Annotated in this window: 25 protein-coding genes; 13 read left to right on the top strand and 12 right to left on the bottom strand. The window is 65.8% G+C overall.

The genetic code is table 11. From position 1 onward, the window contains the following. Positions 1–17 precede the first annotated feature (17 nt). From JQ573_RS02220 to JQ573_RS02180, 9 genes are all read left to right on the top strand, one after another. Complete coding sequence (locus tag JQ573_RS02220) at positions 18–2,435, top strand: LPS-assembly protein LptD (RefSeq protein WP_212317721.1); 2,418 nt, start codon at positions 18–20, stop codon at positions 2,433–2,435. Between the two features lie 112 nt (positions 2,436–2,547). Continuing rightward, complete coding sequence (locus tag JQ573_RS02215) at positions 2,548–3,495, top strand: SurA N-terminal domain-containing protein (protein ID WP_212317723.1); 948 nt, start codon at positions 2,548–2,550, stop codon at positions 3,493–3,495. Between the two features lie 17 nt (positions 3,496–3,512). Continuing rightward, the gene (pdxA, locus tag JQ573_RS02210) at positions 3,513–4,514 is read left to right on the top strand and encodes a 4-hydroxythreonine-4-phosphate dehydrogenase PdxA (RefSeq protein ID WP_212317725.1); all 1,002 of its coding nucleotides are present in this window, start codon (positions 3,513–3,515) and stop codon (positions 4,512–4,514) included. Further along, on the top strand, positions 4,515–5,369 hold the full coding sequence (rsmA, locus tag JQ573_RS02205) for a 16S rRNA (adenine(1518)-N(6)/adenine(1519)-N(6))-dimethyltransferase RsmA (protein ID WP_212317727.1): 855 nt from the start codon (positions 4,515–4,517) through the stop codon (positions 5,367–5,369). Positions 5,370–5,388: 19 nt separating this feature from the next. Beyond that, the gene (locus JQ573_RS02200; protein ID WP_095734264.1) at positions 5,389–6,447 is read left to right on the top strand and encodes an alcohol dehydrogenase; all 1,059 of its coding nucleotides are present in this window, start codon (positions 5,389–5,391) and stop codon (positions 6,445–6,447) included. A gap of 143 nt (positions 6,448–6,590) precedes the next feature. Continuing rightward, a complete protein-coding gene (locus tag JQ573_RS02195; RefSeq protein WP_212317729.1) occupies positions 6,591–7,949 on the top strand; it encodes a caspase family protein in 1,359 nt (452 codons plus the stop codon). A 26-nt stretch (positions 7,950–7,975) separates the two neighbouring features. Beyond that, complete coding sequence (locus JQ573_RS02190; protein WP_212317731.1) at positions 7,976–8,485, top strand: hypothetical protein; 510 nt, start codon at positions 7,976–7,978, stop codon at positions 8,483–8,485. Positions 8,486–8,535: 50 nt separating this feature from the next. Then, on the top strand, positions 8,536–9,045 hold the full coding sequence (locus tag JQ573_RS02185; RefSeq protein ID WP_249131186.1) for a hypothetical protein: 510 nt from the start codon (positions 8,536–8,538) through the stop codon (positions 9,043–9,045). A gap of 173 nt (positions 9,046–9,218) precedes the next feature. Then, positions 9,219–10,259, top strand: coding sequence for a hypothetical protein (locus JQ573_RS02180; protein WP_212317733.1), 1,041 nt, complete (start codon positions 9,219–9,221; stop codon positions 10,257–10,259). Positions 10,260–10,416: 157 nt separating this feature from the next. On the opposite strand, the gene gmk is transcribed toward JQ573_RS02180, so the two are convergent. The 9 genes from gmk to JQ573_RS02135 all read right to left on the bottom strand — a co-directional run bounded on the left by gmk (position 10,417) and on the right by JQ573_RS02135 (position 19,210). Beyond that, entirely contained in the window at positions 10,417–11,070 is a 654-nt protein-coding gene (gene gmk, locus JQ573_RS02175) for a guanylate kinase (protein WP_212317734.1), read from the bottom strand. 3 nt (positions 11,071–11,073) lie between these two features. Next, positions 11,074–11,961 carry a YicC/YloC family endoribonuclease gene (locus JQ573_RS02170; protein ID WP_092113443.1) on the bottom strand — a complete coding sequence of 296 codons (888 nt, stop codon included), beginning with the start codon at positions 11,959–11,961 and terminating at the stop codon, positions 11,074–11,076. A gap of 213 nt (positions 11,962–12,174) precedes the next feature. Then, entirely contained in the window at positions 12,175–13,434 is a 1,260-nt protein-coding gene (mltG, locus tag JQ573_RS02165) for an endolytic transglycosylase MltG (protein ID WP_207838903.1), read from the bottom strand. A gap of 225 nt (positions 13,435–13,659) precedes the next feature. Beyond that, positions 13,660–14,925: a beta-ketoacyl-ACP synthase II gene (fabF, locus tag JQ573_RS02160; protein ID WP_092113439.1), complete on the bottom strand. Its 1,266-nt coding sequence runs from the start codon at positions 14,923–14,925 to the stop codon at positions 13,660–13,662. 96 nt (positions 14,926–15,021) lie between these two features. Beyond that, entirely contained in the window at positions 15,022–15,261 is a 240-nt protein-coding gene (locus JQ573_RS02155) for an acyl carrier protein (RefSeq protein WP_002716125.1), read from the bottom strand. Between the two features lie 289 nt (positions 15,262–15,550). After that, a complete protein-coding gene (gene fabG / locus JQ573_RS02150; RefSeq protein WP_024581467.1) occupies positions 15,551–16,288 on the bottom strand; it encodes a 3-oxoacyl-[acyl-carrier-protein] reductase in 738 nt (245 codons plus the stop codon). 21 nt (positions 16,289–16,309) lie between these two features. Continuing rightward, positions 16,310–17,263: an ACP S-malonyltransferase gene (gene fabD, locus JQ573_RS02145; RefSeq protein WP_212317736.1), complete on the bottom strand. Its 954-nt coding sequence runs from the start codon at positions 17,261–17,263 to the stop codon at positions 16,310–16,312. A 208-nt stretch (positions 17,264–17,471) separates the two neighbouring features. Next, entirely contained in the window at positions 17,472–18,497 is a 1,026-nt protein-coding gene (locus JQ573_RS02140) for a fatty acid desaturase family protein (RefSeq protein ID WP_212317738.1), read from the bottom strand. Continuing rightward, on the bottom strand, positions 18,494–19,210 hold the full coding sequence (locus JQ573_RS02135; RefSeq protein WP_212317740.1) for a TetR/AcrR family transcriptional regulator C-terminal domain-containing protein: 717 nt from the start codon (positions 19,208–19,210) through the stop codon (positions 18,494–18,496). Before JQ573_RS02135 ends, JQ573_RS02140 begins: the two co-directional genes overlap by 4 nt. Positions 19,211–19,559: 349 nt before the next feature. Between JQ573_RS02135 and rpsF the strand changes: the two genes are divergently transcribed. From rpsF to rplI, 4 genes are all read left to right on the top strand, one after another. After that, positions 19,560–20,027, top strand: a complete 468-nt coding sequence (rpsF, locus tag JQ573_RS02130) for a 30S ribosomal protein S6 (RefSeq protein WP_092113431.1) — start codon at positions 19,560–19,562, stop codon at positions 20,025–20,027. A gap of 6 nt (positions 20,028–20,033) precedes the next feature. Further along, positions 20,034–20,273, top strand: a complete 240-nt coding sequence (gene rpsR / locus JQ573_RS02125) for a 30S ribosomal protein S18 (RefSeq protein WP_016844287.1) — start codon at positions 20,034–20,036, stop codon at positions 20,271–20,273. Between the two features lie 126 nt (positions 20,274–20,399). Continuing rightward, positions 20,400–21,368, top strand: a complete 969-nt coding sequence (locus JQ573_RS02120; RefSeq protein ID WP_212317742.1) for a DUF2232 domain-containing protein — start codon at positions 20,400–20,402, stop codon at positions 21,366–21,368. Between the two features lie 50 nt (positions 21,369–21,418). Next, positions 21,419–22,021 (top strand): 50S ribosomal protein L9, encoded by a 603-nt coding sequence (gene rplI / locus JQ573_RS02115; RefSeq protein WP_092113426.1) that lies wholly within the window; start codon positions 21,419–21,421, stop codon positions 22,019–22,021. Between the two features lie 39 nt (positions 22,022–22,060). Here rplI and JQ573_RS02110 read toward each other — a convergent pair whose 3' ends face one another. The 3 genes from JQ573_RS02110 to JQ573_RS02100 all read right to left on the bottom strand — a co-directional run bounded on the left by JQ573_RS02110 (position 22,061) and on the right by JQ573_RS02100 (position 24,189). Continuing rightward, positions 22,061–22,522, bottom strand: coding sequence for a PaaI family thioesterase (locus JQ573_RS02110; RefSeq protein ID WP_212317744.1), 462 nt, complete (start codon positions 22,520–22,522; stop codon positions 22,061–22,063). Continuing rightward, positions 22,519–23,124 carry a TetR/AcrR family transcriptional regulator gene (locus JQ573_RS02105; RefSeq protein WP_212317746.1) on the bottom strand — a complete coding sequence of 202 codons (606 nt, stop codon included), beginning with the start codon at positions 23,122–23,124 and terminating at the stop codon, positions 22,519–22,521. The genes JQ573_RS02110 and JQ573_RS02105 overlap by 4 nt, the downstream gene beginning before the upstream one ends. Before the next feature lie 93 nt (positions 23,125–23,217). Further along, a complete protein-coding gene (locus tag JQ573_RS02100) occupies positions 23,218–24,189 on the bottom strand; it encodes a hypothetical protein (protein WP_212317747.1) in 972 nt (323 codons plus the stop codon). Positions 24,190–24,288 lie beyond the last annotated feature (99 nt).

Genomic DNA, 24,288 nt, shown 5'->3' with positions numbered 1-24,288 from the left:
GCCGTCAACGGAGCCGCATGGCCGCGTTTGGCGTTTCGATTTCTGCTCTTCTTGCCGCGTTCGTCGTGGTCAGCGCGATCGACGTCGTCGCGTCGACGCCGGCTGCAGCGCAGGCATTCACCTACAATCCACGTCCGCCGAAGCCGGTCCGCCCGCCGGCCAAGAATGACGGGCAGATGCTCGTTCAGGCGACCGAGGTCGATTACGACTACAACAACAGCCGCATCTCGGCCGTCGGCAACGTCCAGATGTTCTACAACGGCACCAGCGTCGAGGCCGACAAGGTCATCTACGACCAGAAGACCAAGCGTCTTCATGCCGAAGGCAACATCCGCATGACCGATGCGGAAGGCAAGATCACCTACGCCAACATCCTGGATCTCAGCGACGACTACCGCGACGGGTTCGTCGATTCGCTGCGCGTCGACACCGAAGACCAGACCCGCATGGCGGCGACCCGCGCCGATCGGTCCAGCGGCAATTACACGGTGTTCGACAACGGCGTTTATACCGCCTGCGCGCCCTGTAAGGATGATCCGAAGAAGCCGCCGCTCTGGCAGGTCAAGGGCGCGCGCATCATCCATAATCAGACCGAGAAGATGCTGTATTTCGAGAACGCCCAGCTCGAATTCTTCGGCGTTCCGATGGCGTATCTGCCCTACTTCTCGACGCCCGATCCGACCGTGAAGCGCAAGAGCGGCTTCCTGATGCCGGGCTTCACCAGCTACACGGCGTTCGGCTACGGCGTCGAAATCCCGTATTATTGGGCGATCGCGCCCGACATGGACGCGACTTTCAGTCCGCGCATCACCTCGAAGCAGGGTGTGCTGCTGCAGACCGAATTCCGCCAGCGCTTCGCGGACGGCTCCTATCAGATCCGGCTTTACGGCATCGACCAGATCGATCAGGACGCCTTCAAGGGCCAGCCTGGTGACCGCCAGTTCCGCTGGGGCGTCGACACCAAGGGCCAGTTCGCGCTGAACGACAAATGGGTCTGGGGCTGGGACGGCGTCGTGCTGTCCGACTACTTCTTCATGTCCGACTACCGGCTCGCCCAGTACAAGGATCCGTTCGGTTCGTTCCTGTCGCTGCCGACCGAAGCGATCTCGCAGCTCTATCTGACCGGTGTCGGCAATCGCAGCTTCTTTGACGCGCGCGCGATCTACTACCTCAGCTACTCGGGCAACCAGAACCAGGTCCCGGTGGTCGCGCCCGTCATCGACTACAACAACGTGATCAACAACAACGTCCTGGGCGGCGAGTTCAGCTACAAGATGAACTTCGTCAACCTGACCCGCGAAACCGCGGTGTTCGATCCGATCACGACGACCGCCAACACCAACAGCCTGTGCACGACCGCCTCCGCCGATCCGATGGCGCGGTTGCCGTCGCAGTGCCTGTTGCGCGGCATGCCAGGCACCTACACAAGGCTGACGGCCGAGGCGCAGTGGCGCAAGTCCTACACCGACCCGCTCGGCCAGATCTGGACGCCGTTCGCCAGCGTCCGCGCCGATGCGATCAACGCCGACATCTCGAATCAGCCGGGCGTTTCCAACTTCCTGCCGGTCGGCGATACCCAGACGGTCCGCTTCATGCCGACCGTCGGCCTCGAATACCGCTACCCCTTCATCAACGTGCAGCCGTGGGGCACGACCACCGTCGAGCCGATTGCGCAGGTCATCATCCGGCCCAACGAACCCAATGCCGGCAAGCTTCCGAACGAGGACGCGCAGAGCCTGGTGTTCGACACCAGCAACCTGTTCGCGGTCGACAAGTTCTCCGGCTACGACCGCGTCGAAGGCGGCAGCCGCGCCAATGTCGGCGTGCAGGCCACCACGCAGTTCGACCGCGGCGGCAGCATCAAGGGGATGTTCGGACAGTCCTACCAGATGTTCGGGATGAACTCGTTCGCGGTCGCCGACGTCACCAACACCGGCATCGATTCCGGCCTGCAGAACCCGCGCTCGGACTATGTCGCGAGCCTCGCCTATTCGCCCAACCGTACCTACACCTTCAGCGTCCGCTCGCGGATGGATGAAGCGACCTGGAACATCAACCGCTTCGAGGCCACGGCGAGCGCGAATTTCGACCGCTGGTCGGTTGCCGTGACCTACGGCGATTATGCAGCGCAGCCGGAACTCGGCTACCTGACGCGCCGCGAGGGCATCCTCACCAGCGGATCGGTCAAGGTTGCGTCGAACTGGGTGGTTCAGGGTGCGGCGCGCTGGGACCTTGAAGCGAACAAGATCAACCAGTATGCCGTCGGCGCGGGCTATGTGGACGACTGCTTCGTGCTGGCTGCCAACTACATCACGTCCTATACCTATCAGGCCGGCTCGCAGCCGCCCGTCCTCAGCCACGCATTCATGTTCCAGATCGGGCTGCGGACCATCGCCCAGACCTCCACGACCAGCAGTTCGGCTGGCATGCAGTAGCGAGCGAGGGGCCTGCCAAGGCGGTTGTATTAGGGGCTTGAATTGGGGGCTTGTATTGCCCGTGGGCCTGTGGCCCCGGCTTGAACTGGTTTAAACGGCTGACATGACCACAATGACGACCGCTAGCCTCCCAACGCGCTGCCATTCGCTGGTGTTGAGTTCCCTGCTGGCTCTTTTCCTCCTGTTTGGGGGCGCTGCGCGACTGCATGCCCAGACCATCGCCGTGATGGTCAATGGCGAACCCATCACCAATTTCGACATCGAGCAGCGCGCCAAGCTGAACGGCCTGACCGGCGGCAAGAATCCCGATCGAAAGGCCATCCTCGACGACCTGATCGACGAGAAGCTGAAGATCAAGGAAGCCAAGAAATTCGGCGTCGATCCCACCGCCAACGATATCGAGCAATCCTATGGCGGCATGGCGCAACGGATGCGGCTGAACAACGACCAGCTGACCAAGGTCCTCGAGAGCAAGGGCATCCGCCCCGATACGCTCAAGCAACGCATCAGGGCCGACATGGTCTGGACCAGCTTGGTCCGCGGCCGCTTCAAGGAAAGCCTGCAGGTCGGCGAAAAGGACGTCGCCACTGCGGTCAAGGAGACCGGCGACGCGCCCGACGCCGAAGCGTTCGAATACCGGATGCAGCCGGTCGTTCTGATCGTGCCGCGCGGCTCTCCGCAATCCGAGTTCGAGAACCGCCGCAAGGAGGCCGACACCCTGCGCGAGCGCGTGACCTCCTGCGAGGAAGCCAACACCTTTTTCAAGTCGATGCGCAACGCCGCGATCCGCGAGATCGTCGTCAAGACGTCGGCCGACCTGCCGCAGTCGCTGCGCGACATCCTGGACAAGACCCCGGTCGGCCACCTCACCCCTCCCGAACTCACCAAGCAGGGCGTCGAAATGGTCGCCCTCTGCGGCCGGAAGGCAACTACCGTGGACACGCCGAAGAAGCGTGAGATGCGGGACAAGATGTACGTGCAGAAGTACGAGGCGAAGTCGAAGGCCTATCTGCAGGAAGTCCGGAAAGCCGCGATGATCGAATATCCAGGCGGGCGATGATCGACTATCGTTGACGCATGGCTCAACCTCTCGCACTGACATCCGGCGAGCCCGCAGGCATCGGCCCCGACATCACGCTCGCCGCGTGGCTGCGTCGTCGCGAACTCGATCTTCCGCCGTTCTATCTGCTCGGTGACCGCGCGGCCCTGGCCGAGCGCGCCAGGACGCTCGGGCTTGCCGTCGAGTTTGCCGAGGTCAGCGCCGAGGAGGCTTCCGCGGCATTTGCACGGGCCCTGCCCGTCGTTGCGACCGGCAAGGCGGCGACGGCGCGACCGGGCAAGCCCGACGGAACGAGCGCCGATGCCGCGCTGGCGTCGATCCGTCAGGCCGTCGCCGATGTCGCCTCGGGCAAGGCCAGCGCCGTCGTCACCAATCCGATCGCCAAGAACGTGCTGTACCGCGCCGGCTTCCGCCATCCCGGCCACACCGAATTCCTCGCCGAACTTGCCGCCCGCGGCGGGCCCGCGCCGCAGCCGGTGATGATGCTGTGGTCGCCGGCGCTCGCCGTCGTCCCCGTGACGATCCATGTGTCGGTCCGTGAGGCGCTGGCGCAATTGTCGACCGACCTGATCGTGTCGACCGCGCGGATACTGGTCGCCGACATGAAGGCGCGGTTTGGCCTCGCCTCGCCGCGGCTTGCGGTCGCCGGCCTCAACCCGCATGCCGGCGAAGACGGCACGCTCGGCATGGAAGACATCGAGATCGTCGCGCCCGCGGTCGAGATCCTGCGCCGCGACGGCATAGCCGCCCGCGGCCCGCTGCCGGCCGACACCATGTTCCACGCAGCCGCGCGCAAGACCTATGACTGCGCGCTCTGCATGTATCACGATCAGGCGCTGATCCCGATCAAGACCGTCGCGTTCGAAGACGCCGTCAACGTCACGCTGGGCCTGCCCTTCATCCGGACGTCGCCCGATCACGGCACCGCGTTCGATATCGCCGGCACCGGCAAGGCCAATCCCTCGAGCCTGATCGCCGCGCTCCGGCTCGCCGCGCGCATGGCCGCGGCATCAAGCTAAGTGAGCGCGATCGACGATCTGCCACCGCTGCGCGACATCATTCGCGAGCATTCGCTGTCGGCGCGCAAATCGCTCGGCCAGAACTTTCTGCTCGATCTCAATCTCACCGCGCGCATTGCCCGTGCCGCGGGCCCGCTGGAAGAGGCCACCGTGATCGAGGTCGGACCCGGCCCCGGCGGACTGACGCGCGCGCTGCTTGCGATGGGCGCCAAGCGCGTCATCGCCATCGAGCGCGACGAGCGCGCGATCGATGCGCTCGACTACATCGTCAAGCGCTATCCCGGCCGCATCGAGATCGTGCATGGCGACGCGCAGCACTTCGATCCGCGTCCCCTGCTCGATGGCGGCAAGGCCAAGATCGTCGCCAACCTGCCCTACAACATCGCAACCCAGCTCCTGGTCGACTGGCTGTCGATCGAGCCGTGGCCGCCCTGGTACGACACCATGGTGTTGATGTTCCAGCGCGAGGTCGCCGAGCGCATCGTCGCCCATGAGGACGAGGAAGCCTATGGCAGGCTCGCGGTGCTCGCCAACTGGCGCGCCGAAACCAAGATCCTGTTCGACATTTCGCCCGCAGCCTTCGTGCCGCAGCCGAAGGTCACCTCCTCGGTGGTACGATTGATACCGCGCCCCGCGCCGGAGCCGTGCGACCGCCGCATGCTCGAGCAGGTGGCCGCCGCCGCCTTCGGCCAGCGCCGCAAGATGCTGCGCCAGAGCCTGAAGTCGCTGTCGGTCGATCCGGCGCGGCTTGCTGCCGCAGCCGATATTGACACGACGCGGCGCGCCGAAACCATTCCGGTCACGGGCTTTGTTGCCATGGCCAGGGAATTGGCCGATATACGGTCCACAAAATAGAACATCAGGAGAAAACGTAATGGCGCGTATGGTTCGCCAATCCCTCGTCAAGTTCGATGCACCGCTGTGCGAAACCATCGTCGACACGCCCAAGCCGCAGGGACGCGAAGTGCTGGTGCGCATCGAGCGCTGCGGCCTCTGCCATTCCGATCTCCACATCCAGGACGGCTACGCCGATCTCGGCGGCGGCAAGAAGCTCGACACCACCCGCGGCATGACGCTGCCCTTCACGCTCGGCCACGAGATCGCGGGCGTCGTCGACGAGGTCGGTCCCGATGCGCCGAAGGATCTGGTCGGAACGAAGAAGGCGGTGTTTCCCTGGATCGGGTGCGGCCAGTGCCGTGACTGTCTCGCCGGCGACGAGAATCTCTGCGCCAAGCAGCGCTTCCTCGGTGTCTCGATCGACGGCGGCTTCGCCACCCACGTGCTGGTGCCCGACGCGAAATACCTGCTCGATTACGATCCGCTGCCGGTCAATCAGGCCGCCACGCTGATGTGCTCCGGCGTCACGGCTTACGGCGCGCTGAAGCGCCTGGTCGATCGTCCGCGGCAGCGCAACCTGCTGCTGATCGGGCTTGGCGGCGTCGGCATGATGGGCCTGTCGTTCGCGCAGGCGATGTTCAAGCAGCCGATCACGGTTGCCGATCTCAGCCCGGCGGCGCGCGAGACCGCCCTGAAGAATGGCGCGGCGGCGGCCTACGATCCCGCGGAGCCCGATGTCGTCAAGCGCATGCTCAAGGAGAGCGACGGCGGCTTCGACGGCGTGGTCGACTTTGCCGGCAACGAGAAGTCGATGGCGTTCGCGGTGTCGACGGTCGCACGCGGCGGCAAGATCGTGGTGTCCGGCCTGATGGGCGGCCAGTTCACGCTGCCGATGGTGCAATGGGTCTACAAGCGCATGACCATCGAAGGCTTCATGGTGGGCACGCTGGCCGAAGGCCAGGAGCTGATGGCGCTCGCCCGGGCCGGCAAGATCAAGCCGACGCCGATGAAGGAAGAGCCGATGGCCGACGTCCAGAAATGGATTGATGAATTGCGCGCCGGCAAGGTCGTGGGACGCATCGTCCTGAAGAACTAACGAAGACGTCCCGCCGGCCGCGCAACCGCCGGCGGGACATCCCCCTTATGAGCCCATTTGGTCGCGCCTTGCGGAGCCGACTGCTGCTTTTGTCCTGCCGGGCGCGCTGGTAATCTTCCGGCGAGGCTGAGAGGGTACGGGGCATGCACGGAGCAGTGCAAGGCAGGAGCCTGGCGGCCGCGGCGCTGCTGGCGCTGCTGTGGCAAGCACTTGTCGGCGCGGCGCAGGCCGCCACCGAAAAGCGCGTCGCGCTGGTGATCGGAAATTCCGCCTACCAGAACGTGACGCGGCTCGACAATCCCCGCAACGATGCCGCCCTGATGGCCGAGACGCTGGCAGGCCTCGGCTTCACCCTGGTCGGCGGCCGCGCCCAGCTCGATCTCGACAAGCCGGCGATGGACATCGCCGTCCAGAGCTTCGGCCGGCAGGTGCAGGGCGCCGACGTCGCGCTGTTCTATTATGCGGGCCATGGCGTCCAGGTCTCCGGCGCGAATTACCTGGTCCCGGTCAGCGCCAACGCCACCCGCGAGGCCGACGTCGATTTCCAGATGCTCGACGTCAATCTGGTGCTGAGGCAGATGCAAGGCTCCGGCACACGGCTCAACATGGTGATCCTCGATGCCTGCCGGAACAACCCGTTCGGTGGACGCGGGTTGCGCGTCGCAGACGGCGGCCTGGCGCAAATGCGCGCCCCGGAGGGCACCCTGATCTCCTACGCCACGCAACCCGGCAACGTCGCGCAGGACGGCACCGGCGGCCACAGCCCCTACACCAAGGCACTGGCCGCCACGATCAAGCTCGCCGGCCTCGACATCTTCCAGACCTTCAACCAGGTCGGACTTGCGGTGAAGCGCGAGACCGGCGGCTCGCAACAGCCCTGGGTCTCGTCGTCGCCGATCGACGGAACGTTCTATTTCGTGCCCCCGGTGGCCGAGCAAAAGGTTGCGGTCGCGCCGCAGCCCGAGCCGCAACTGCCCGGCACGTTGCGGCCCGATCCCGATCGCATCCCGATCAAGGACGTTGCGCTGCTGCGCGAATTGAGCGATCGGCTCTATGAGCACAATTTCGATCCCGAGCCGCTCGACAGCAGGAACGGCATGCGTGCGGCGATCAGCAAATTCCAGGAGAAGGTCGCGATGACGCCGACCGGCGAAGCGACCGAGGGCCTCCTGACGCGGCTGCGCAAGATGGAGGACCTGCAACCCTGGGGGTCGATCGTCTACGGCCCGGACATCGATAAATGGGGCATCTCCTGGAAGCATGCGTCACGGCGTGCCGCGGTCGACGACGCGCGCACCAAATGTGGCGGCGCCAAATGCACCCTCGAGCTTTCCTTCTACGGCTCGCGCTGCGGCGCGTTCGCGATATCAGCCAAGTCCTGGTCGCTGATCCAGCGCGACACGCTCGATCGCGCCAAGACCGCCGCGCTTGACGAATGCGGCAAGGCCGGGAAATCCTGTCGCATTATCGATGCCGTCTGCGCCGACGGCTCCGGGCACTGAATTGGTCACATTGGATCGAGCTGAAAATGAAAAGCGTATTTCGCTCAACGCCAGGCCCCGTCGTGTTTTCCGCCCTGCTCCTTTTCGTATCCGGCTCGACGGCTGCATTTGCGCAGTCCGGCAGCAGCGGCGGCAGCATCGGCAATGACGAGAAATCACTGTCCGGCTCGCGCGCCGCGCCGCGCTCCGTCGAATCCGATCGGCCGGCCCGGCGCGGCAAGCCGGAATCGGAGGAGCCTCGCCACACCGCGCGCAGGAGCGGCGGTGGTGGTGGCGGTGGCAGCACCGACGGGGCCTGGGTGGTTACCTCGGTGGGCTGCGGTGGCACCGCCTCCGGCGCGGTCGTGGTCACGAGCGGCAGGATCATCGGCGAGGGCCTCACCGGATCCGTCAGCCCGAGTGGCGCGGCGCGGTCCGTGTTGCGCTCGAACGGCGTGACCTCGATCGGTTCGGGCCGTCTGTCCGGCCGCAGTGGCTCGGGAACGTTCCGCCGCTCCGACGGCTGCAGCGGGACCTGGACCGCCACAAAACAATAGCGACGCTCGGACCCTGAATTTGCAAACCAAGAATTTGGACACGCCCGACCATGCAAACGATGTTTCAACCGAACGCCCGAACGATCCTGTTCTCTGCCCTGCTCTGCCTCGCGGGTTCAACGGCCGCGCTCGCGCAGTCCGGTAGCAGCGGCGGTAGCATCGGCAATGACGAGAAGTCGCTGTCCGGCAGCCGCACAGCGCCGCGCGCCGTCGCGCCGTCAACGCCGGCGCGACGCAAGAGCTCGGAGGCGCCGCGCCGCGCCACGCGGAAGACCGGCAGCGAGGGCGGTGGCGGCAGCGGCAATTTCGATGGTGCGTGGGTGGTTGTCGCAGAGGGCTCGCCCTGCGGCTCCAGCACTGAACGACTGGTGATCTCCGGCGGCAGCATTTCGGGAGAGCTGAGCTCCGGGCAAGTCAGCCCCAACGGATCCACGACGGGAAGCGGATCCGCCGGCGGCTTGAGCTGGACCAGTTCGGGCCGTTTCTCGGGCCGCAGCGGTTCCGGCTCATTCGTGCGATCTGACGGATGCAAGGGCCACTGGACTGCGTCAAAGCGGTAGTCCACTCCCTGAGCGAGCCAGCATGCGCGCTGCCACCGGCACGCCGCAATTGCGGTCCGCCACGAGCCTCAATTAAGCCCTACCCGTTCCGGATTTGCGGCGCATTGCGACCCAACTCTTTACCGAGATTGGCTGCACCAGCGTTTGCGTAAAAAAGAATACCGGGGACGCGTATGTCAAATCGTTCAGCGAAATTCGCTGCGGCGCTTGCCGTCAGCATGTTGGCCGCTGCCAACTTCACAGCCATGGCCCAGACCGCCGCCGGCACGGCGAGCACCACTACGGCGAATGCGAAGACCGCGGATAGCTGTCAGTCCGCGCCGAAGGGAACTGCGCCTGCGGGGAGCCACTGGTTCTATCACCTCGACCGCAGCACCAAGAAGCAGTGCTGGTATCTCGGTGACGCCAAGACCAAGACCGTCGCCAGGACCGCGGCGACGCAGCAGCAGCCAGCGGCCGCCGCGCCGGACACCGCGACCGCCGATGCAACGCCGCCACGGAGCCAGCCGGCGCCGCAGCCGGCCATGCGCAAGTCCGTCGCCGATGCGCACGCCGAGTGGCCCTCGCCGCAGCAGGCGGCGGCCGCGCCGGTACCGAGCGCAGATGCCGGTCAGGCCGGGACCGCGGCAACGACCGCCCCGACGGCGTCCGCCGCGCCCAGCGGCGCGAACGGCCAGTCATCGGAGGTGAATGCCAGATGGCTCGATGCATCGAGCATGGCCGGAACCAACGGAACCCGGCACGCAGCAGACCAGCCGACCGTGGTCGCGCAGGCCGATCCGATGCCACAACAGGCAGCCGCGCCAGTATCAGCCGCCCCCGTGACGGCCGAGGCGTCCGCCGAGAAGTCGTCCTCCTCGACGCAGATGCTGCTGATCGTGATGGTCGGCGCGCTGGCGCTGGCCGGCCTGGTCAGCGCGCTGGTGTTCGGGCTGACCCGCACCCGTACGCCGCCCTATGAGATCAGCGATGAATGGCGTGCGCCCTGGGATTCACTCCACACCGAGCCGGCGCCGCCGATGGCCGTGGTCGGCCGCGACCGTCCGCTGCGTCTGTCGGAGGCTGCGCCGCGCCGGTCGGAGACACCGGTTCCGCGCCGCGCCGAGACGCCGGCTGCTCGCCGCGAGACGCCGCGCGAGGCGGATCAAACCGAGCAGGACAACAAGCAGATCGCCGCGATGCTGCAGCGGCTGGCGCGCAGCGCGGCGAACTAAAGCATGATCCGGAAAAGTGCGAAGCGGTTTTCCGAAAAGATCATGCTCAAACAAGGAGCTAAAGCGCGATGACGATTCAACCTGATCTCATCGCGCTTTAGAGAGCGCTCAAGAAAGCAGATGAGACATGATGCGATCCCCGGATCGCATCGGCAAGCTACTTCTCGAGCTGACGCTGCAGGCCGCGCACGAACTCGGTAAGGCCGGTGCGGCGCTCTCGCTTGAGCCGCTCGGCTTTCAGGATCGACTGCACCTCGGCAAAGGCGTCGTCGACGTTCTGGTTGACGACGATATAGTCGTATTCCGCCCAGTGGCTCAGCTCATGGGTGGCGCGGTTCATCCGCCCGCGGATGACCTCTTCGGAATCCTGCGCACGGGTGTGCAGCCGCTTCTCGAGATCGGCCGCCGACGGCGGCAGGATGAAGACGCTGACGACGTCGGCGCGCGCCTTCTCGCGCAACTGCTGGGTACCCTGCCAATCGATGTCGAACAGCACGTCCTCGCCGGCCGCCAGCGCCGCCTCGACTGGCGCGCGCGGCGTGCCGTAGCGGTTGTCGAACACGGTGGCCCATTCCAGCAGTTCGCCTTGCTTGGCCATCGCCTCGAACTTCGTCTTGTCGACAAAGAAGTAGTCGCGCCCCTCGACCTCGCCCGGCCGCTTCGGCCGCGTGGTCGCCGACACCGACATTTTCAACCCCGGCATGCGGTCGATCAGCATGCGCGACAGCGTCGTCTTGCCGGCGCCCGAGGGCGACGACAGGACGAACATCAGTCCGCGCCGCTCAACGCCATCAAAACCCTGCGCCGTCATCGTTCACTCCAGATTCTGGACCTGTTCGCGGAATTGCTCGACCACGTTCTTCATTTCGAGCCCGGTATTGGTCAGCTCGACGTCGTTCGACTTCGAGCAGCAGGTGTTGACCTCACGATTGAACTCCTGGGCGAGGAAGTCGAGCCGGCGCCCGACCGGGCCGCCCTTGCCGATCATCTCGCGCGCCTGGGCGATGTGCGAGGCGATGCGGTCGAGCTCCTCGCGGATATCGGCCTTGGTGGCGATCAGGATCGCCTCCTGGCTCAGCCGGTCGGCATCGAAGCGATCGGAGGTCTCCAGCAGTGCCGCGATCTGCTCGGCAAGCCGCGCCTTGATCGCCTCGGGCTTGCGGCCGGGAGCCGTCTCGGCGCGCTTGGCGAGTCGCTCGATCTCGTCCATGCGCTGCATCAGGATCTGGCCCAGCGCATCGCCCTCGCGGCGGCGCATCTCGACGAGGCTGCCCAGCGCCTGCTCGAACGCCTTCGCCGCCGCCTCGCGCGCCGCCTTGTCCTCGTCCTCATTGCTGTCAGGCTCGACCACCTCGATGACGCCCTTGATGCCGAGCAATCCGTCGATGCTCGGCGCCACCGCGTCGATCCGCTGCGCGAGCTCACCTGCGACCTTCACGACCGCGGCCAGCACGTCCTCATTGATCCGGATGGTCTGCGCCGCATCGGTGCGCTTGACGCTGAGATTGGCGTAGACCGTGCCGCGCGACAGCAACTCGCCGGCCCGCTTCTTGGCGAGGGCTTCCAGCTCGTCCCAGCCCGGCGGCAGCCGCAAGCGCAGATCAAAGCCCTTGGCGTTGACCGACTTCAGCTCCCACTCGAACGTATAGGGACCGCTCGCGCCATGGCTTCGGGCAAAGCCAGTCATGCTCGATAGCGCCATCGCGTGAACTCTCCAACAGAAGGATATGGGACTGACCCGGAGACGACGAGACTCGCGGGCAGCCGGTGCAACCTTAAAACGGATTCCGTGAAAGTGGAATTACGTCCACCTTCGGGAAATGCAGAGCTACGGCATGGTCCGGAAAACTGTGAAGCGGATTTCCGAAAGACTATGCTCGAACAAGAAGCTAAAGCGCGATGATCGCATCGCGCTTTAGCGCTGCACAACAGGCGGCGAAGTGGTCTGCTGGGCTGCGCCCTGGCGACCGCTGCGCGGCGGTTTCTTCTGATTGGTGGGCTTCGGCGGCGTGGCCGCCGTGGGATTGGTATCGGCCGCGCCCGGCGCCGCGGCGGCCGGCGCCGGATCATCCGCGGGCTCGACGGTGTCGTTCTGGATCTGCTTTTCCGATGCGCGCAGCTTGGCGACGTTCTTGGCGTGCTGGTCGTAGGTTTCGGTAAAGGCGTGGCCGCCGGTTCCGTCGGCAACGAAGAACAGGTCACGGGTGCGCGCCGGATTGGCGGTCGCCTCCAGCGAGGCGCGGCCGGGATTGGCGATCGGTCCCGGCGGCAGGCCGTCGATCACATAGGTGTTGTAGGGCGACGGCTGCGTGATCTCGCTGCGCTTGATCGGACGCCCCAGCGTTCCCTTGCCGCCCACCAGCCCGTAGATGATGGTCGGGTCGGACTGCAGCTTCATCCTCTGCCGCAGGCGGTTGACGAACACGGCGGCGACGCGGCTGCGCTCGTCGGCGCGGCCGGTTTCCTTCTCGACGATCGAGGCCAGCGTCACCAGCTGGTCCGGCGATTTCAGCGGCGAATCGGTGTTGCGGCGTTCCCAGATCTCGGCGAGCACGCGCTTCTGCGCCTGCTGCAGGCGCTGGATCACCTGGTCGCGCGTGGTGCCGCGTGGGAATTTGTAGGTCTCGGGCAACAGCGTGCCCTCGCGCGGAATCTCGCGCACCGAGCCGGTGAAGATGTCGTTGTCGGTGAGCCGCGTCACGATCTGCTCCGAGGTCAGACCTTCCGGGATCGTGATGGCGTGCTGCACCACCTTGCCGTCGACGATGGTGGCGATGACGTCGCGCAGGCTGGCGTTCTTCTGGAACGAATATTCGCCGGGCTTGAGGTCGGAGCTCGCCTTCAGCGCAAACACGCTGCCGATGAAGACCCACGGATTGACGTTGATGACGCCCTCGCGCGACAGCACGTCGGCGATGTCACGCTTGCCGGCACGCGCGGGGATATTGACGATCTTGTCTTCCTGCAGCGGCCCCGGCGATTCCAGCGTCTGCTTGCCGTAGTAATAGGTGGCGCCGGCGCCGATCATCAGGATGATCAGGATGGTGAAGATGGCATTGCCGACGATCACGAAGGGATTGCGGGCACGATCCGAGCGCTTGGGCGGCGGCGGAACCTGTTCGGGCTCCAGCGCGGCACGTGGACTCCTTGGTGAAATGGGCGGCCTCTCACTCATCGATGCAAACCAATATCCTGCCGGTTGAATCGTGGCCGGACAAACCCCTGCCCGGCCAATAGCATGCGCCCGCTATTAGGAGTCACCGCGGAATACGGCAAAACGGTGGACTAGTTCTAAAGTCCCGTTCCGATCGCATCGGAACGGGACTTTAGATTCTTATTTTGACGCGTTTTCTTCACGCGAACCGGTACCCACTTCGCTCGAAAACGCTCTAACGACCTACTAATTGGTCACGCGCTGCACGATCACGGAGGCGTTTGTGCCACCGAAACCGAAGGAATTGGACAGCGCCACATTCACGTCACGCTTGCGCGACGTGTGCGGCACAAGATCGATCGCCGTTTGCACCGACGGATTGTCGAGATTGATGGTCGGTGGCACCACATTATCGCGAATCGCCAGCACCGCGAAGATCGCCTCGATCGCACCGGCCGCGCCGAGCAGATGTCCGGTCGCCGACTTGGTCGACGACATCGAAACCTTCGAAGCCGCATTGCCGAGCAGACGCTCGACCGCGCCGAGCTCGATCTCATCGCCGACCTGCGTCGAGGTGCCGTGCGCATTGATGTAGTCGAGATCGGATGCGACGAGGCCGGCGCGCTTCAGCGCCATGCTCATGCTGCGGAAGCCGCCATTGCCGTCCGGCGGCGGCGAGGTGATGTGGAAGGCATCGCCCGACAGGCCGTAGCCGGTGACCTCGGCATAGATCTTCGCACCACGCTGTTTGGCGTGCTCGTATTCCTCGAGCACGAGGACGCCGGCACCCTCGCCCATCACGAAGCCGTCGCGATCCTTGTCGTAGGGCCGCGATGCCTTTTCCGGTGTGTCGTTGAAGCCGGTGGACAGCGCACGCGCCGCGCAGAAGCCGGCGATGCCGATGCGGGAGATCGGCGATTCGGCGCCACCTGCGAGCATCACGTCGGCGTCGCCGAGCGCGATCAGCCGCGCTGCATCGCCGACCGCGTGCGCGCCGGTCGAGCACGCCGTGACGACCGAATGATTGGGGCCCTTCAGGCCGTGCTCGATCGAGACGTAGCCGGACGCCAGATTGATCAGGCGGCCCGGAATGAAGAAGGGAGAGACCCTGCGCGGTCCACGTTCCTTGAGCAGCACCGCGGTCTCGGCAATGCCGGTGAGGCCGCCGATGCCGGAGCCGATCATCGTGCCGGTGGCGAACTGGTCCTCATCGGACTTCGGATGCCAGTTGGCGTCGTCGAGCGCCTGCCTGGCCGCGCACATCGCGTAGAGGATGAAGTCGTCGACCTTGCGCTGGTCTTTCGGCTCCATCCACTGATCGGGATTGAAGGTGCCGTTGGAGCCGTCGCCGCGCGGAATGTAGCAGGCGACCTGGCTCGGCAGGTCGGACACTTCGAAGGTGTCGATCTTCTTGCCGCCGCTCTCTCCGGCGAGGATGCGCGTCCAAGTTGCGTCAACGCCGCAGCCGAGCGGTGTAAGCATGCCCAGCCCCGTGACGACAACTCGTCTCATTTCCACGTCTCCGGCCGGCAATGCGCGGCTAATAATAAGAAGCCGGGGGACCGCTCGAACACGGTCCGTCCGGCCCCGTCAACTTCGCGATCGGCGTCAGCTCTTCGCGTTCTTCTCAAGAAACTTGGTCGCGTCGCCCACGGTCAGAATCGTCTCCGCAGCGTCGTCGGGAATCTCGCAACCGAATTCTTCTTCGAAAGCCATCACGAGCTCGACCGTGTCGAGGCTGTCGGCGCCGAGGTCATCGATGAAGCTCGCGCTATCGACCACCTTCTCGGGTTCGACACCAAGGTGCTCGACCACAATCTTCTTAACCCGCTCGCCAATCTCACTCATCGTTCAACCTCGTTGTTCCATTGGACCCGACCCCAAGACGATACGAGCCATCGTGGTCGTCTCGATTACTCAGTCGCGCATAGTCTTGATTCGGCCCGGTCGTAGCCGACTAAAGCCCCGGCGAACGGCAGGCGTCGCCACGCCAATATACAGGGTTTCAAAATCCTGCAATGGCGTTCTTTGCCCATCCATGGGGGGTTCAGCTATCATACTTCCCAAGCCTTGACTACACGCCTGAACCGGCTCCCGAAAACGGCTTTTCGCCGCATTGCGAGAGCCAGCAACCAGCTCAAATCATAGCCATGCCGCCGTTGACGTGAATCGTCTGTCCGGTGACGTAGGCGGCCTCGTTCGAGGCCAGATAGACCGCCGCCGCAGCGATATCCTCGGGCGTTCCGAGCCGCGCCGCAGGAACCTTCGCCAGGATGGTTTCGCGCTGCTTGTCGTTGAGCGCATCCGTCATTGGCGTCTTGATGAAGCCAGGCGCGATGCAGTTCGCGGTCACGCCGCGCTTGGCGTATTCGGCGCCCAACGTCTTGATCAGGCCGATGATGCCGGCCTTCGACGCGGTGTAGTTGCCCTGCCCCGGATTCCCGGTGACGCCGACGATCGAGGTGATCGCGATGATGCGGCCGAAGCGCTTGCGCATCATCAATTTGGTCGCCGCGCGCGCCAGGCGGAATGTCGCGGTCAGGTTGACCGCAATCACGTCGTCCCAATCCTCGTCGCGCAACTGCACGAACAGGTTGTCGCGGGTGATGCCGGCATTGGCAATCAGGATGTCGACCTGCCCCATCGCAGCTTCCGCCGCCGGCACCAGCGCCTCGACGTCATCCTTGCTCGAGAGATTGCACGGCAGCACATGAACGCGCTCGCCGAGCTTGGCCGCGAAGCCGTCCAGCACCTCGCGCCGTGTCCCCGAAATCGCGACCGTCGCGCCCTGCGCGTGCAGCGCCTGCGCGATCGCGCCGCCGATGCCGCCGGTTGCGCCCGTCACGAGCGCCGTCTTGCCAGTCAGATCAAACATCGAATTCTCCTTCCGGCTGCATTAGGCCGAAGCTGCCAGCGCGTCCTTGGCTGCAGCGATATCGTTCGGGCCGCCGACGGACACGCCGACCGCGCCATCGGCGATGCGCTTGACGAGGCCGCTCAGCACCTTGCCGGCGCCGATCTCGAAGAACCGCGTCACGCCCTGGCCTGCCATATAGGCAACCGACTCGCGCCAGCGAACCGTCCCCGTGACCTGCTCGACCAGGCGCCGGCGGATCTCGTCGGGATCAGTGATCGCCGAAGCCAGCACGTTGGAGACCAGCGGCGCCGCGGGCGCCTTGATGGTGACGCCGGACAGCGCCTCTGCCATCGCATCGGCCGCCGGCTGCATCAGCTTGCAGTGGAACGGCGCCGACACCGGCAGCAGCATGGCGCGTTTTGCCCCTTTGGTTTTCGCAATCTCCACCGCGCGATCGACGGCTGCCTTGTCGCCGGAGACCACCACCTGGCCGCCGCCATTGTCGTTGGCCGCCTGGCAGACCTGGCCCTGCGCCGCCTCATTGGCGACCGCGACCGCCGCCTCGTAATCGAGGCCGAGCAGCGCGGCCATCGCACCGGCGCCGACCGGCACCGCCTTCTGCATCGCGAGCCCGCGGGTCCGCAGCAGCCGCGCGGTGTCGCTGACGGTCAGGCTGCCGGCGGCGGCAAGCGCCGAATACTCGCCGAGCGAGTGCCCGGCAACGAAGGCCGCGTTGCGGCCGACCGAGAAGCCGGCCTCGCTCTCGAGCACGCGCAACGTGGCGATCGAGACCGCCATCAGCGCCGGCTGGGCATTTTCCGTCAGCTGCAATGTCTCGCCCGGACCATCCCAGATGATCGCGGTCAGCTTCTCGCCCAGCGCGGAATCGACCTCGTCGAACACGGCCTTGGCGACCGGAAAGGCGTCGGCCAGGGCCTTGCCCATGCCAACGGCCTGCGAGCCCTGCCCGGGAAACGTGAATGCTGCCGTCATCGGCGCTCCCTACCTTGTTGAGCGTGATCCCCGCGCAAGCGCTGCGCACTTGCCGCAGGGGAAAACGGTATCCCGTCGCGCGAAACGCGCCACAGCGGGTCCGGACCCTGCCTTGCAACCGGCCTCGGACCGGGCCGTAAGACACTGATGGGGGGCGCGATGTCAAGCCGCGCGCGCGGAACCCTGGGGATGCCGGGGCCGGCTCCGCCTAGAATCCACCGGCATTCTGGTCGGCGTTAACCTCGGCGCCGGCACGCGCCCGGCGGGCGCTGTTGACCAGTTGGCCCGGGCGGTCTTCCCGATTGGGCTTGGCGGTCGCCAGCCGCAGCACCGCGGCATAGCCCGGCTGGACTTCCATCCGGTCGGCGTAGCGGCTTCCGCTCAGGATGCGGTGGACGCGCGGCAGGTTGTAGCAGGGCACGTAGAACAGCAGATGATGCTCGAGGTGATAGTTCACGTAGTACGGCGCGATGAACAGCCGCTCGAGGACATTGGCCCGCGTGGTGCGGGTGTTGCGCAAGGGATCGGCGCTATCGGGCACGACGGCATGTTCGGCGATGTTGCGGATCCGCGTGATCACCATCATCCAGGTCAGCAGCGGCACCAGCCACAACAGCGGATAGGCCCACCACACGCCCGCGGCGGCGAGTCCTGCGAACAGCAGCGCGTTGGTGACGCATTGCGGCCCGAGCTTCTGCCAGAAATTGGCGGCGCGCTGCGATAGCGGCCACTCTTTCGGCCCGACCGCATTGAGCAATTGCGCCTTGCGCTGCTGGTAGCCGGTCTGCCCGGTGATATCGCGGAGGAATTTCCGACGGTAGCTCATCTTCGTGATCGGAAACGGCGCCGACAGCACCAGATCCGGATCATCCTCCTGCTGCGTCCGGGCATGGTGCTGCAGATGATAGCGGCGATAGCCGCGGGTTTCGGCGAAGATCGGATAGGCGCAGAACCATTGGCTCAGCGTCAGATTGGTCTTCTCGTTCGCGGAGAGACAGCCATGCGCACCGTCATGCATCAGGATGGCGAGCCCGAGCTGGCGCGAGCCGATGATCGCAACCGCCAGCAGATAGGTCAGTGGATTGGGCCACCACGCAACCAGCGCGATCGCGCCCAGGATCAGCGCCCAGGCATGCACGATCAGCGCTGCGCCCTTCCACGTCGTGCGCTCCCGCACAGCCACCAGTTCGTCCTCGGTGAGGAAATCGCGGGCACGCATGCGTAGTGCGGTCATGAGCTGGTCTCCCCGTCCGTCGAGGGTGAATGATCGCGATCGCCGACCAGGCGCAGCCGCGATCCATCATTGGCCGACAGCGATGTTGTGGTCGCTTGCTCGCCGAGCGCGCGCAGCAATTCGCGGCACATCTCCTCGGCGCCGCGGCCCATCGCAAAACCTTCGACGATCACGCCGATCGCAATCGCCCAGAAGCGCCGCGAACTCTCCTCGGGCGCCCGCAGCGAGCGCCAGCCGTGTCGTTCGACCTGGTCCGCATAGGCGCGCGCGCCTTCGCTGTGCAGACGCTCGATGGTGCGCTCGACTAAAGGCGCGAGGTCCTGCCGGCGCCGTGTCAGCGTCAGGGCTTCGGCGAAGAAGGCGACCGTGTCGGTCGCGGTCACGGTCTCGGCCAAAGCGTGGCTGTAATCGCGTGGCGTATGAGCGTTCAGGGCGGCCTGCTCGGTCGCACGCGCCAGGTAAAGCATGTCGCGGCTGGCGGCTTCGACGAACAGCGCCTCCTTGGTGCGGAAGTAATAGGTGATCTGGCTCGGAAAGGCGTCCGCCGCTGCGGCAATGTCGGAGATCGACGTGCCCGAGAGCCCGCGCTCCTTGAACAGGCGGCTGGCGGCATCGAGCAACAGCGAGCGCATCTTGCGCCCCGCCGACCGCGTCGCGCGGACCGCGTGCTTCGGATCGGGCGCAGGCATGCCGCTGGCGGTCTCCGAACCCATCGATCATCCTCCCTGAAATATTTGTATGACATACAAACAAAGAAATCAACCCGAAACAGCGCGAAGTTGCGCCGAACGGCCCGGAGGGCTACGACCCGTCGCAAATCCGGGGACCAAGACCCCTCCGCGGACCCTTGCCTTCGCGGCCAAAATCCGTATAAGCGCCCCATTCGTGGGCTCCGGCCGGGAGCTGAACGGACGGTCTCAGCAATTTCACCCGTTGATTTTGATGTGACAGGGCCAGTCGGCCCGTCGTCCCGTGCTCCCGCCTTCTGAGCAGCTCGAGTCCTTTCCGAAGGTCTCGAAGGGCTTGTCGCCGGAACCCGCGCCAACACAGGAAAGGACAATCATGCCTCTTTATGAGCATGTTTTTCTCGCACGTCAGGATGCGAGCACCCAGCAGGTGGATGAACTGACGGCCCAGATGACGGGTATCGTCGAACAGGGCGGCGGCAAGGTCACCAAGACCGAGAGCTGGGGCGTGCGCTCCCTCACCTACCGCATGAACAAGAACCGCAAGGCGCATTTCGTGCTGATGAACATCGACGCACCGTCGGCTGTCGTCACCGAGATCGAGCGCCAGGAGCGGATCAGCGAAGACGTCATCCGCTATCTCACCGTGCGCGTCGAAGAGCACGAGGAAGGCCCGTCTGCGATGATGCGTAAGGCCGACCGTGACCGCGAGCGCGATGACCGTGGCGGTGGATTCCGCGGCGACCGCGAAGGCGGCTTCCGTGGTGATCGCGATGGCGGCGGCTTCCGCGGCGATCGTGGCCCGCGCCGTCCGCGCGAAGAAGAAGCTGCGACCGAGGAGTAATGAATCATGGCTGATGCTGGTGCCCGCCGTCCGTTTTTCCGTCGTCGCAAGTCCTGCCCGTTCACGGGTGCGAATGCGCCGAAGATCGACTACAAGGATTCCAAGCTGCTGATGCGTTACGTCTCCGAGCGCGGCAAGATCGTGCCGAGCCGCATCACGGCCGTGTCCGCCAAGAAGCAGCGTGAGCTCGCCCGCGCCATCAAGCGCGCGCGCTTCCTCGGCCTGCTGCCCTACGTTATTCGCTAACCGTTTCCGGCCGGCGGCACGCGCCGCCGGCCGCTCATTCTCATAAGGCTTCCGGGTCGTCCGGTCGCCGATGGTTGGGGTTCTCGACAGAGTGCCTCTAACCGCTCGAAAGGAGCGGGACAGCTGATGATCGCGATCCTCATTGTTGCACTTGCCGCCGGCGCCGCGTCGGCGCTGATGTTCGCCTCGATCAGTTCGGGCGCGCTGGTCTCGTTGCTGCTGTACTTTCTCGCGCCGCTTCCGCTGATGGTGTCGGCACTCGCCTGGGGACCGCTTGCCGCGGCCATCGGCGGCGTCGCTGCCGCCTCCGTTCTCGGCACGCTCTTCGGAATTCCCTACGGCATCGCGTTTGCCATGATCGTCGCCCTGCCCGGCTGGTGGCTCGGCCACCTCGCGCTGCTCGGACGGCCGATCGCAGGTGCAGCCGGTGACAGCGCCACGCAGCAGCCGCCTGCGCTCGAATGGTATCCCGTCGGCCGTCTCCTGCTCTGGATCGCAGCCTTCGCCATCCTCACCACGACCGCCGCGCTGCTCACGCTCGGCTCGGATGCCGATACGGTCACCGGTGCCTTGCGGCGCGGCCTGCTCAAGGTGCTGAGCGCCGGCGAAGGGCTGCCCAGTGGTGAGATCGAACGATTGGTCGACGCGCTGGTGATCCTCGCGCCCCTCGCCGCAACGATCCTCGCGATGGTCACGCTGACACTGAACCTGTGGCTCGCCGGCAAGATCACGCAAACCTCGGGGCGGTTGAACCGACCGTGGCCCGATTTCCGCACCACCGCGCTCCCCGCCATGACGCTGGTCGCGTTGCTGGTGGCGGTCGCCGCCAGCTTCGTCGGCGGCATGCTCGCGCTGCTGGCGCAGATCGTCACCACGGCACTCGTGATCGCCTATGCGCTGGTCGGCTTCGCCGTGCTGCACACCCTGACGCTGTCACTCGGCAATCGCGGCTTCTGGCTCGGCGGCATCTACGCCGTCGTCGTCATGTTCGGCTGGCCGATCGTCGCAATCTTCGCGCTCGGCATCGCCGACGCCGTGTTCGGCCTGCGCCAGCGCTATCTGCAAACCAGACCGCCGCCTTTGCCTGCGGCCTGACATTCAATCCACCACTCAACCCGATACTTAGCCTCTAAAGGAGAACGAAAATGGAAGTCATTCTGCTGGAACGCGTTGCCAAGCTTGGTCAGATGGGCGAAGTCGTGCGCGTCAAGGACGGGTTCGCCCGCAACTTCTTGCTGAAGCGCGGCAAGGCGCTGCGCGCCACCGATGCGAACCGCGCCAAGTATGACGGCATGAAGGCCGAGCTCGAGGCCAACAACATCAAGGCCAAGGGCGAAGCCACCGTGGTCGCCGAGAAGATCGACGGCCGCGACATCATCATCATCCGCCAGGCCTCCGAGTCCGGCCAGCTGTTCGGCTCGGTCACGGTGCGCGACATCGTCGTTGCGCTGGCCGCCGATGGCATCACGGTTGCCCGTCCGCAGGTCTGGCTCGACTCGCCGATCAAGGTGATCGGCGCGCAGAAGGTGACCATCGCCGTCCACCCCGAGGTCGAGACCAGCGTCACCGTGACGGTCGCCCGTTCCGCCGAAGAGGCCGACCGGATCAAGCGCGGCGAGGACATCTCGACCCGTCAGGAAGACCAGGACGCTGCCGCCGAAGCGCTCGCCGCCGCCGGCGAATTCTTCGATCCGGAAGCGCAGCACGACGACGAGGCCGCGCCGGCTCCGGCTGCGGAAGAGAAGTAAGCGTCTCTTCATCCCTCCACCAACTGAAGCCCGGCCCCATCAGGCCGGGCTTTGGATTCGTGCCGCCGCCTGATCGTCGAGCATCGCGATCGACGCGAGCGCCGTCGCGGTATGCTTCTCCTTACCGTCGATGACGCAGAACACGTCGGCGGCGACGACGGCGACCTGGCGTCCCGGCTTGATCACGCGCGCGCGGCAGATCAGGCGATCGCCCGATGCCGGCGACAGCAGGTTCAGCTTGTACTCGGCCGTCAGCACCGGCTGGCCACGCGACGTCGCCGCTGCAATCGTGGTGGCGTTGTCGACCAGGAACGCCGTCACCCCGCCGTGAAACAGGCCGTGCTGCTGCAGCAGCTCCGGCCGGCGGTCGACCGCGAGCGTGCACGCGCCGCGCGACAGCTCGGCCACCTCAGCACCGACGAGTCCCATGAAGCCCTGACGGCCGACATTGTCGCGAATCCGCGTCGCGATCGGCGCAAAGTCCGGATCGGTCTCCTTCATGACGTCCCTCCTGCTCGCTCCGGCGCACCCGGCGCCACCACCGCGCGGATCGCGCAGGCGATCAGCGTCTCGACCTGTTCGCGCGGGTCGCTCTGATGGCGGCCCGACAGATAGGCGCGGCAAAAGATCTGCGCCGGCCCGATGATCTGGCTGAAGAAAAGTGTCGCGCTCATCGGCAGCAACTCGCCGCGCGCGAGCAGCGGCACGCGCCAGCGCTCGATGCCATCGGTGAGCCGCGAGTTCTCGGAGCGCTGCGCGCCGCGCACCTCCTCGCTCCACTCGCTGCGCGAAATCTCGAACAGGAAGCGCGCCTCGCGCCTGTTGGTCACGACCCAATCGAGATGAGCGCGGATCAGCCGCGCAACGCCCTCGCCGGCGCCGTGCGTGTCGTTGACCGCGGTGATGATCGCGGCGTGGTAGGCCTGCAGGATCTCCAGGAACAGGGTTCCGGCGAGCTGCTTCTTCGAGGTGAAGAAATGGAAGAAGCTGCCGTTGGACGCGCGGGCGCGGGAGCGGATCTCGGCCACCGTCGCGCCCTCGAACCCGTCGCGGTCGAACACCGCCAGTCCCGCCGCCAGCAGATCTTCGCGTGCCGTACTCACCCCTGCTCCCTTCCTGACTAGACCATTACTCTGGAGTTTTGCTCTAGTGGCAGTCAAATGATAACGCCGGACCTCACGGCCCGGCGTTGGCGATTACTTCGAGGTCGGCGCTTCCGGCGGACCGGAACCCGGCGTCGTCGGGGGCGGCGGAGGCGGCGCGGCCGCGGTTACCGGCGGCGCGGCGGGCACCGGTGCTGGCGATGCGGCAGCGGCCGGCTCGGGCGCCGGGGAAGCGGCGGGAGCCGCGGGCGTGACCTGCGGAACCGGGTCCGATCGCACGGCAGCCGGCTCGCTGCCTGCATTGCCCTTGGGCGCATCGACCTTGGCCGTGTCGGGCTGACCGGCAGGCTTCGCCGGCTTCTCGGCCTCACCCTTGTCTTCGCGCTTGACGGCGGTCTGGGATTTGGGCTCGTCGCCCGCCGCCTCGCTCTTGGGCGCCTCGTCGGACTTCGGCTCCTCGACCGGCTTGCCGCGGCGGCCGTGCTTCCGGCGCGCCGGTTTGCCTTCGCCCGCGGCCTGCGGGGTCTGGCCGTCGTCCGGCTTGGCACCGTCAGGCGTCTCGCTCGGACGCGCCATGCGCCGGCCGCGGTGGGCGGGACGTGCTTCGGGATTCAAACCGTCGGCGTCGGGCTTCGCGGCTTCCCTGACGCCTTCCTTGGCCCCTTCCTGCGGCGCGGCACCCTGATGCTGCCGGCGGGACGGGCGCTCGGCCGGCTGCTCCGGAGACTGGTTTGCCTCCTGGCGGCCGTCCCGGCCCTTGGCCCCCTTGGGCTGATCCTTGGCCTGGTAGCGCGGATCGTTGGCACCGTTCGAAATCAGATAGGACGCCAGCACGCCGGCCATGTCGCTCGACGTCGTGTAGTGCTGGCGCAGGAAACCCGGCAGCGAGCCGGCCGGCACGGTCTTCAAGAGACCCCGCGGGCTCTTGTGGCAGGCCGTACAGGTGTTGGCGAAGATCTGGGAGGGGCTTTTGCCGGCCTCGAGGTTTTGCGCTTGCGCTGATACGGCTGACAGGCAGCCAATCAGAAGCGTCACCGTCGCCAGACTGAGGGCTCGGCTCAACATTCCTTAACTCTCCAGATTCCGGAAAAATCGCCGCCTGCGCCTCATGGTTCGGCCGCGGCGGTCACCTTTTAGCCGATTATCGCGCGAATGGAAGCGCGC

The organism is Bradyrhizobium sp. AUGA SZCCT0105, from assembly GCF_018129565.1.
Taxonomy (GTDB): domain Bacteria; phylum Pseudomonadota; class Alphaproteobacteria; order Rhizobiales; family Xanthobacteraceae; genus Bradyrhizobium.
Note: the sequence above shows the minus strand (reverse complement) of the source record. Positions and strands in the feature narration are given on the sequence as shown.

Coding starts and splice junctions, on each gene's coding strand:
- JQ573_RS02100 (WP_212317747.1), bottom strand. CDS start 24,189: ATGTTGAGCCGAGCCCTCAGTCTGGCGACGGTGACGCTTCTGATTGGC.
- fabF (WP_092113439.1), bottom strand. CDS start 14,925: ATGAGACGAGTTGTCGTCACGGGGCTGGGCATGCTTACACCGCTCGGC.
- gmk (WP_212317734.1), bottom strand. CDS start 11,070: ATGACGGCGCAGGGTTTTGATGGCGTTGAGCGGCGCGGACTGATGTTC.
- pdxA (WP_212317725.1), top strand. CDS start 3,513: ATGGCTCAACCTCTCGCACTGACATCCGGCGAGCCCGCAGGCATCGGC.
- JQ573_RS02140 (WP_212317738.1), bottom strand. CDS start 18,497: ATGACCGCACTACGCATGCGTGCCCGCGATTTCCTCACCGAGGACGAA.
- JQ573_RS02155 (WP_002716125.1), bottom strand. CDS start 15,261: ATGAGTGAGATTGGCGAGCGGGTTAAGAAGATTGTGGTCGAGCACCTT.
- JQ573_RS02135 (WP_212317740.1), bottom strand. CDS start 19,210: ATGGGTTCGGAGACCGCCAGCGGCATGCCTGCGCCCGATCCGAAGCAC.
- JQ573_RS02185 (WP_249131186.1), top strand. CDS start 8,536: ATGCAAACGATGTTTCAACCGAACGCCCGAACGATCCTGTTCTCTGCC.
- rpsR (WP_016844287.1), top strand. CDS start 20,034: ATGGCTGATGCTGGTGCCCGCCGTCCGTTTTTCCGTCGTCGCAAGTCC.
- JQ573_RS02120 (WP_212317742.1), top strand. CDS start 20,400: ATGATCGCGATCCTCATTGTTGCACTTGCCGCCGGCGCCGCGTCGGCG.
- rpsF (WP_092113431.1), top strand. CDS start 19,560: ATGCCTCTTTATGAGCATGTTTTTCTCGCACGTCAGGATGCGAGCACC.
- JQ573_RS02195 (WP_212317729.1), top strand. CDS start 6,591: ATGCACGGAGCAGTGCAAGGCAGGAGCCTGGCGGCCGCGGCGCTGCTG.
- JQ573_RS02110 (WP_212317744.1), bottom strand. CDS start 22,522: ATGAAGGAGACCGATCCGGACTTTGCGCCGATCGCGACGCGGATTCGC.
- JQ573_RS02220 (WP_212317721.1), top strand. CDS start 18: ATGGCCGCGTTTGGCGTTTCGATTTCTGCTCTTCTTGCCGCGTTCGTC.
- fabG (WP_024581467.1), bottom strand. CDS start 16,288: ATGTTTGATCTGACTGGCAAGACGGCGCTCGTGACGGGCGCAACCGGC.
- rplI (WP_092113426.1), top strand. CDS start 21,419: ATGGAAGTCATTCTGCTGGAACGCGTTGCCAAGCTTGGTCAGATGGGC.
- JQ573_RS02180 (WP_212317733.1), top strand. CDS start 9,219: ATGTCAAATCGTTCAGCGAAATTCGCTGCGGCGCTTGCCGTCAGCATG.
- JQ573_RS02215 (WP_212317723.1), top strand. CDS start 2,548: ATGACGACCGCTAGCCTCCCAACGCGCTGCCATTCGCTGGTGTTGAGT.
- JQ573_RS02190 (WP_212317731.1), top strand. CDS start 7,976: ATGAAAAGCGTATTTCGCTCAACGCCAGGCCCCGTCGTGTTTTCCGCC.
- mltG (WP_207838903.1), bottom strand. CDS start 13,434: ATGAGTGAGAGGCCGCCCATTTCACCAAGGAGTCCACGTGCCGCGCTG.
- fabD (WP_212317736.1), bottom strand. CDS start 17,263: ATGACGGCAGCATTCACGTTTCCCGGGCAGGGCTCGCAGGCCGTTGGC.
- JQ573_RS02200 (WP_095734264.1), top strand. CDS start 5,389: ATGGCGCGTATGGTTCGCCAATCCCTCGTCAAGTTCGATGCACCGCTG.
- JQ573_RS02170 (WP_092113443.1), bottom strand. CDS start 11,961: ATGGCGCTATCGAGCATGACTGGCTTTGCCCGAAGCCATGGCGCGAGC.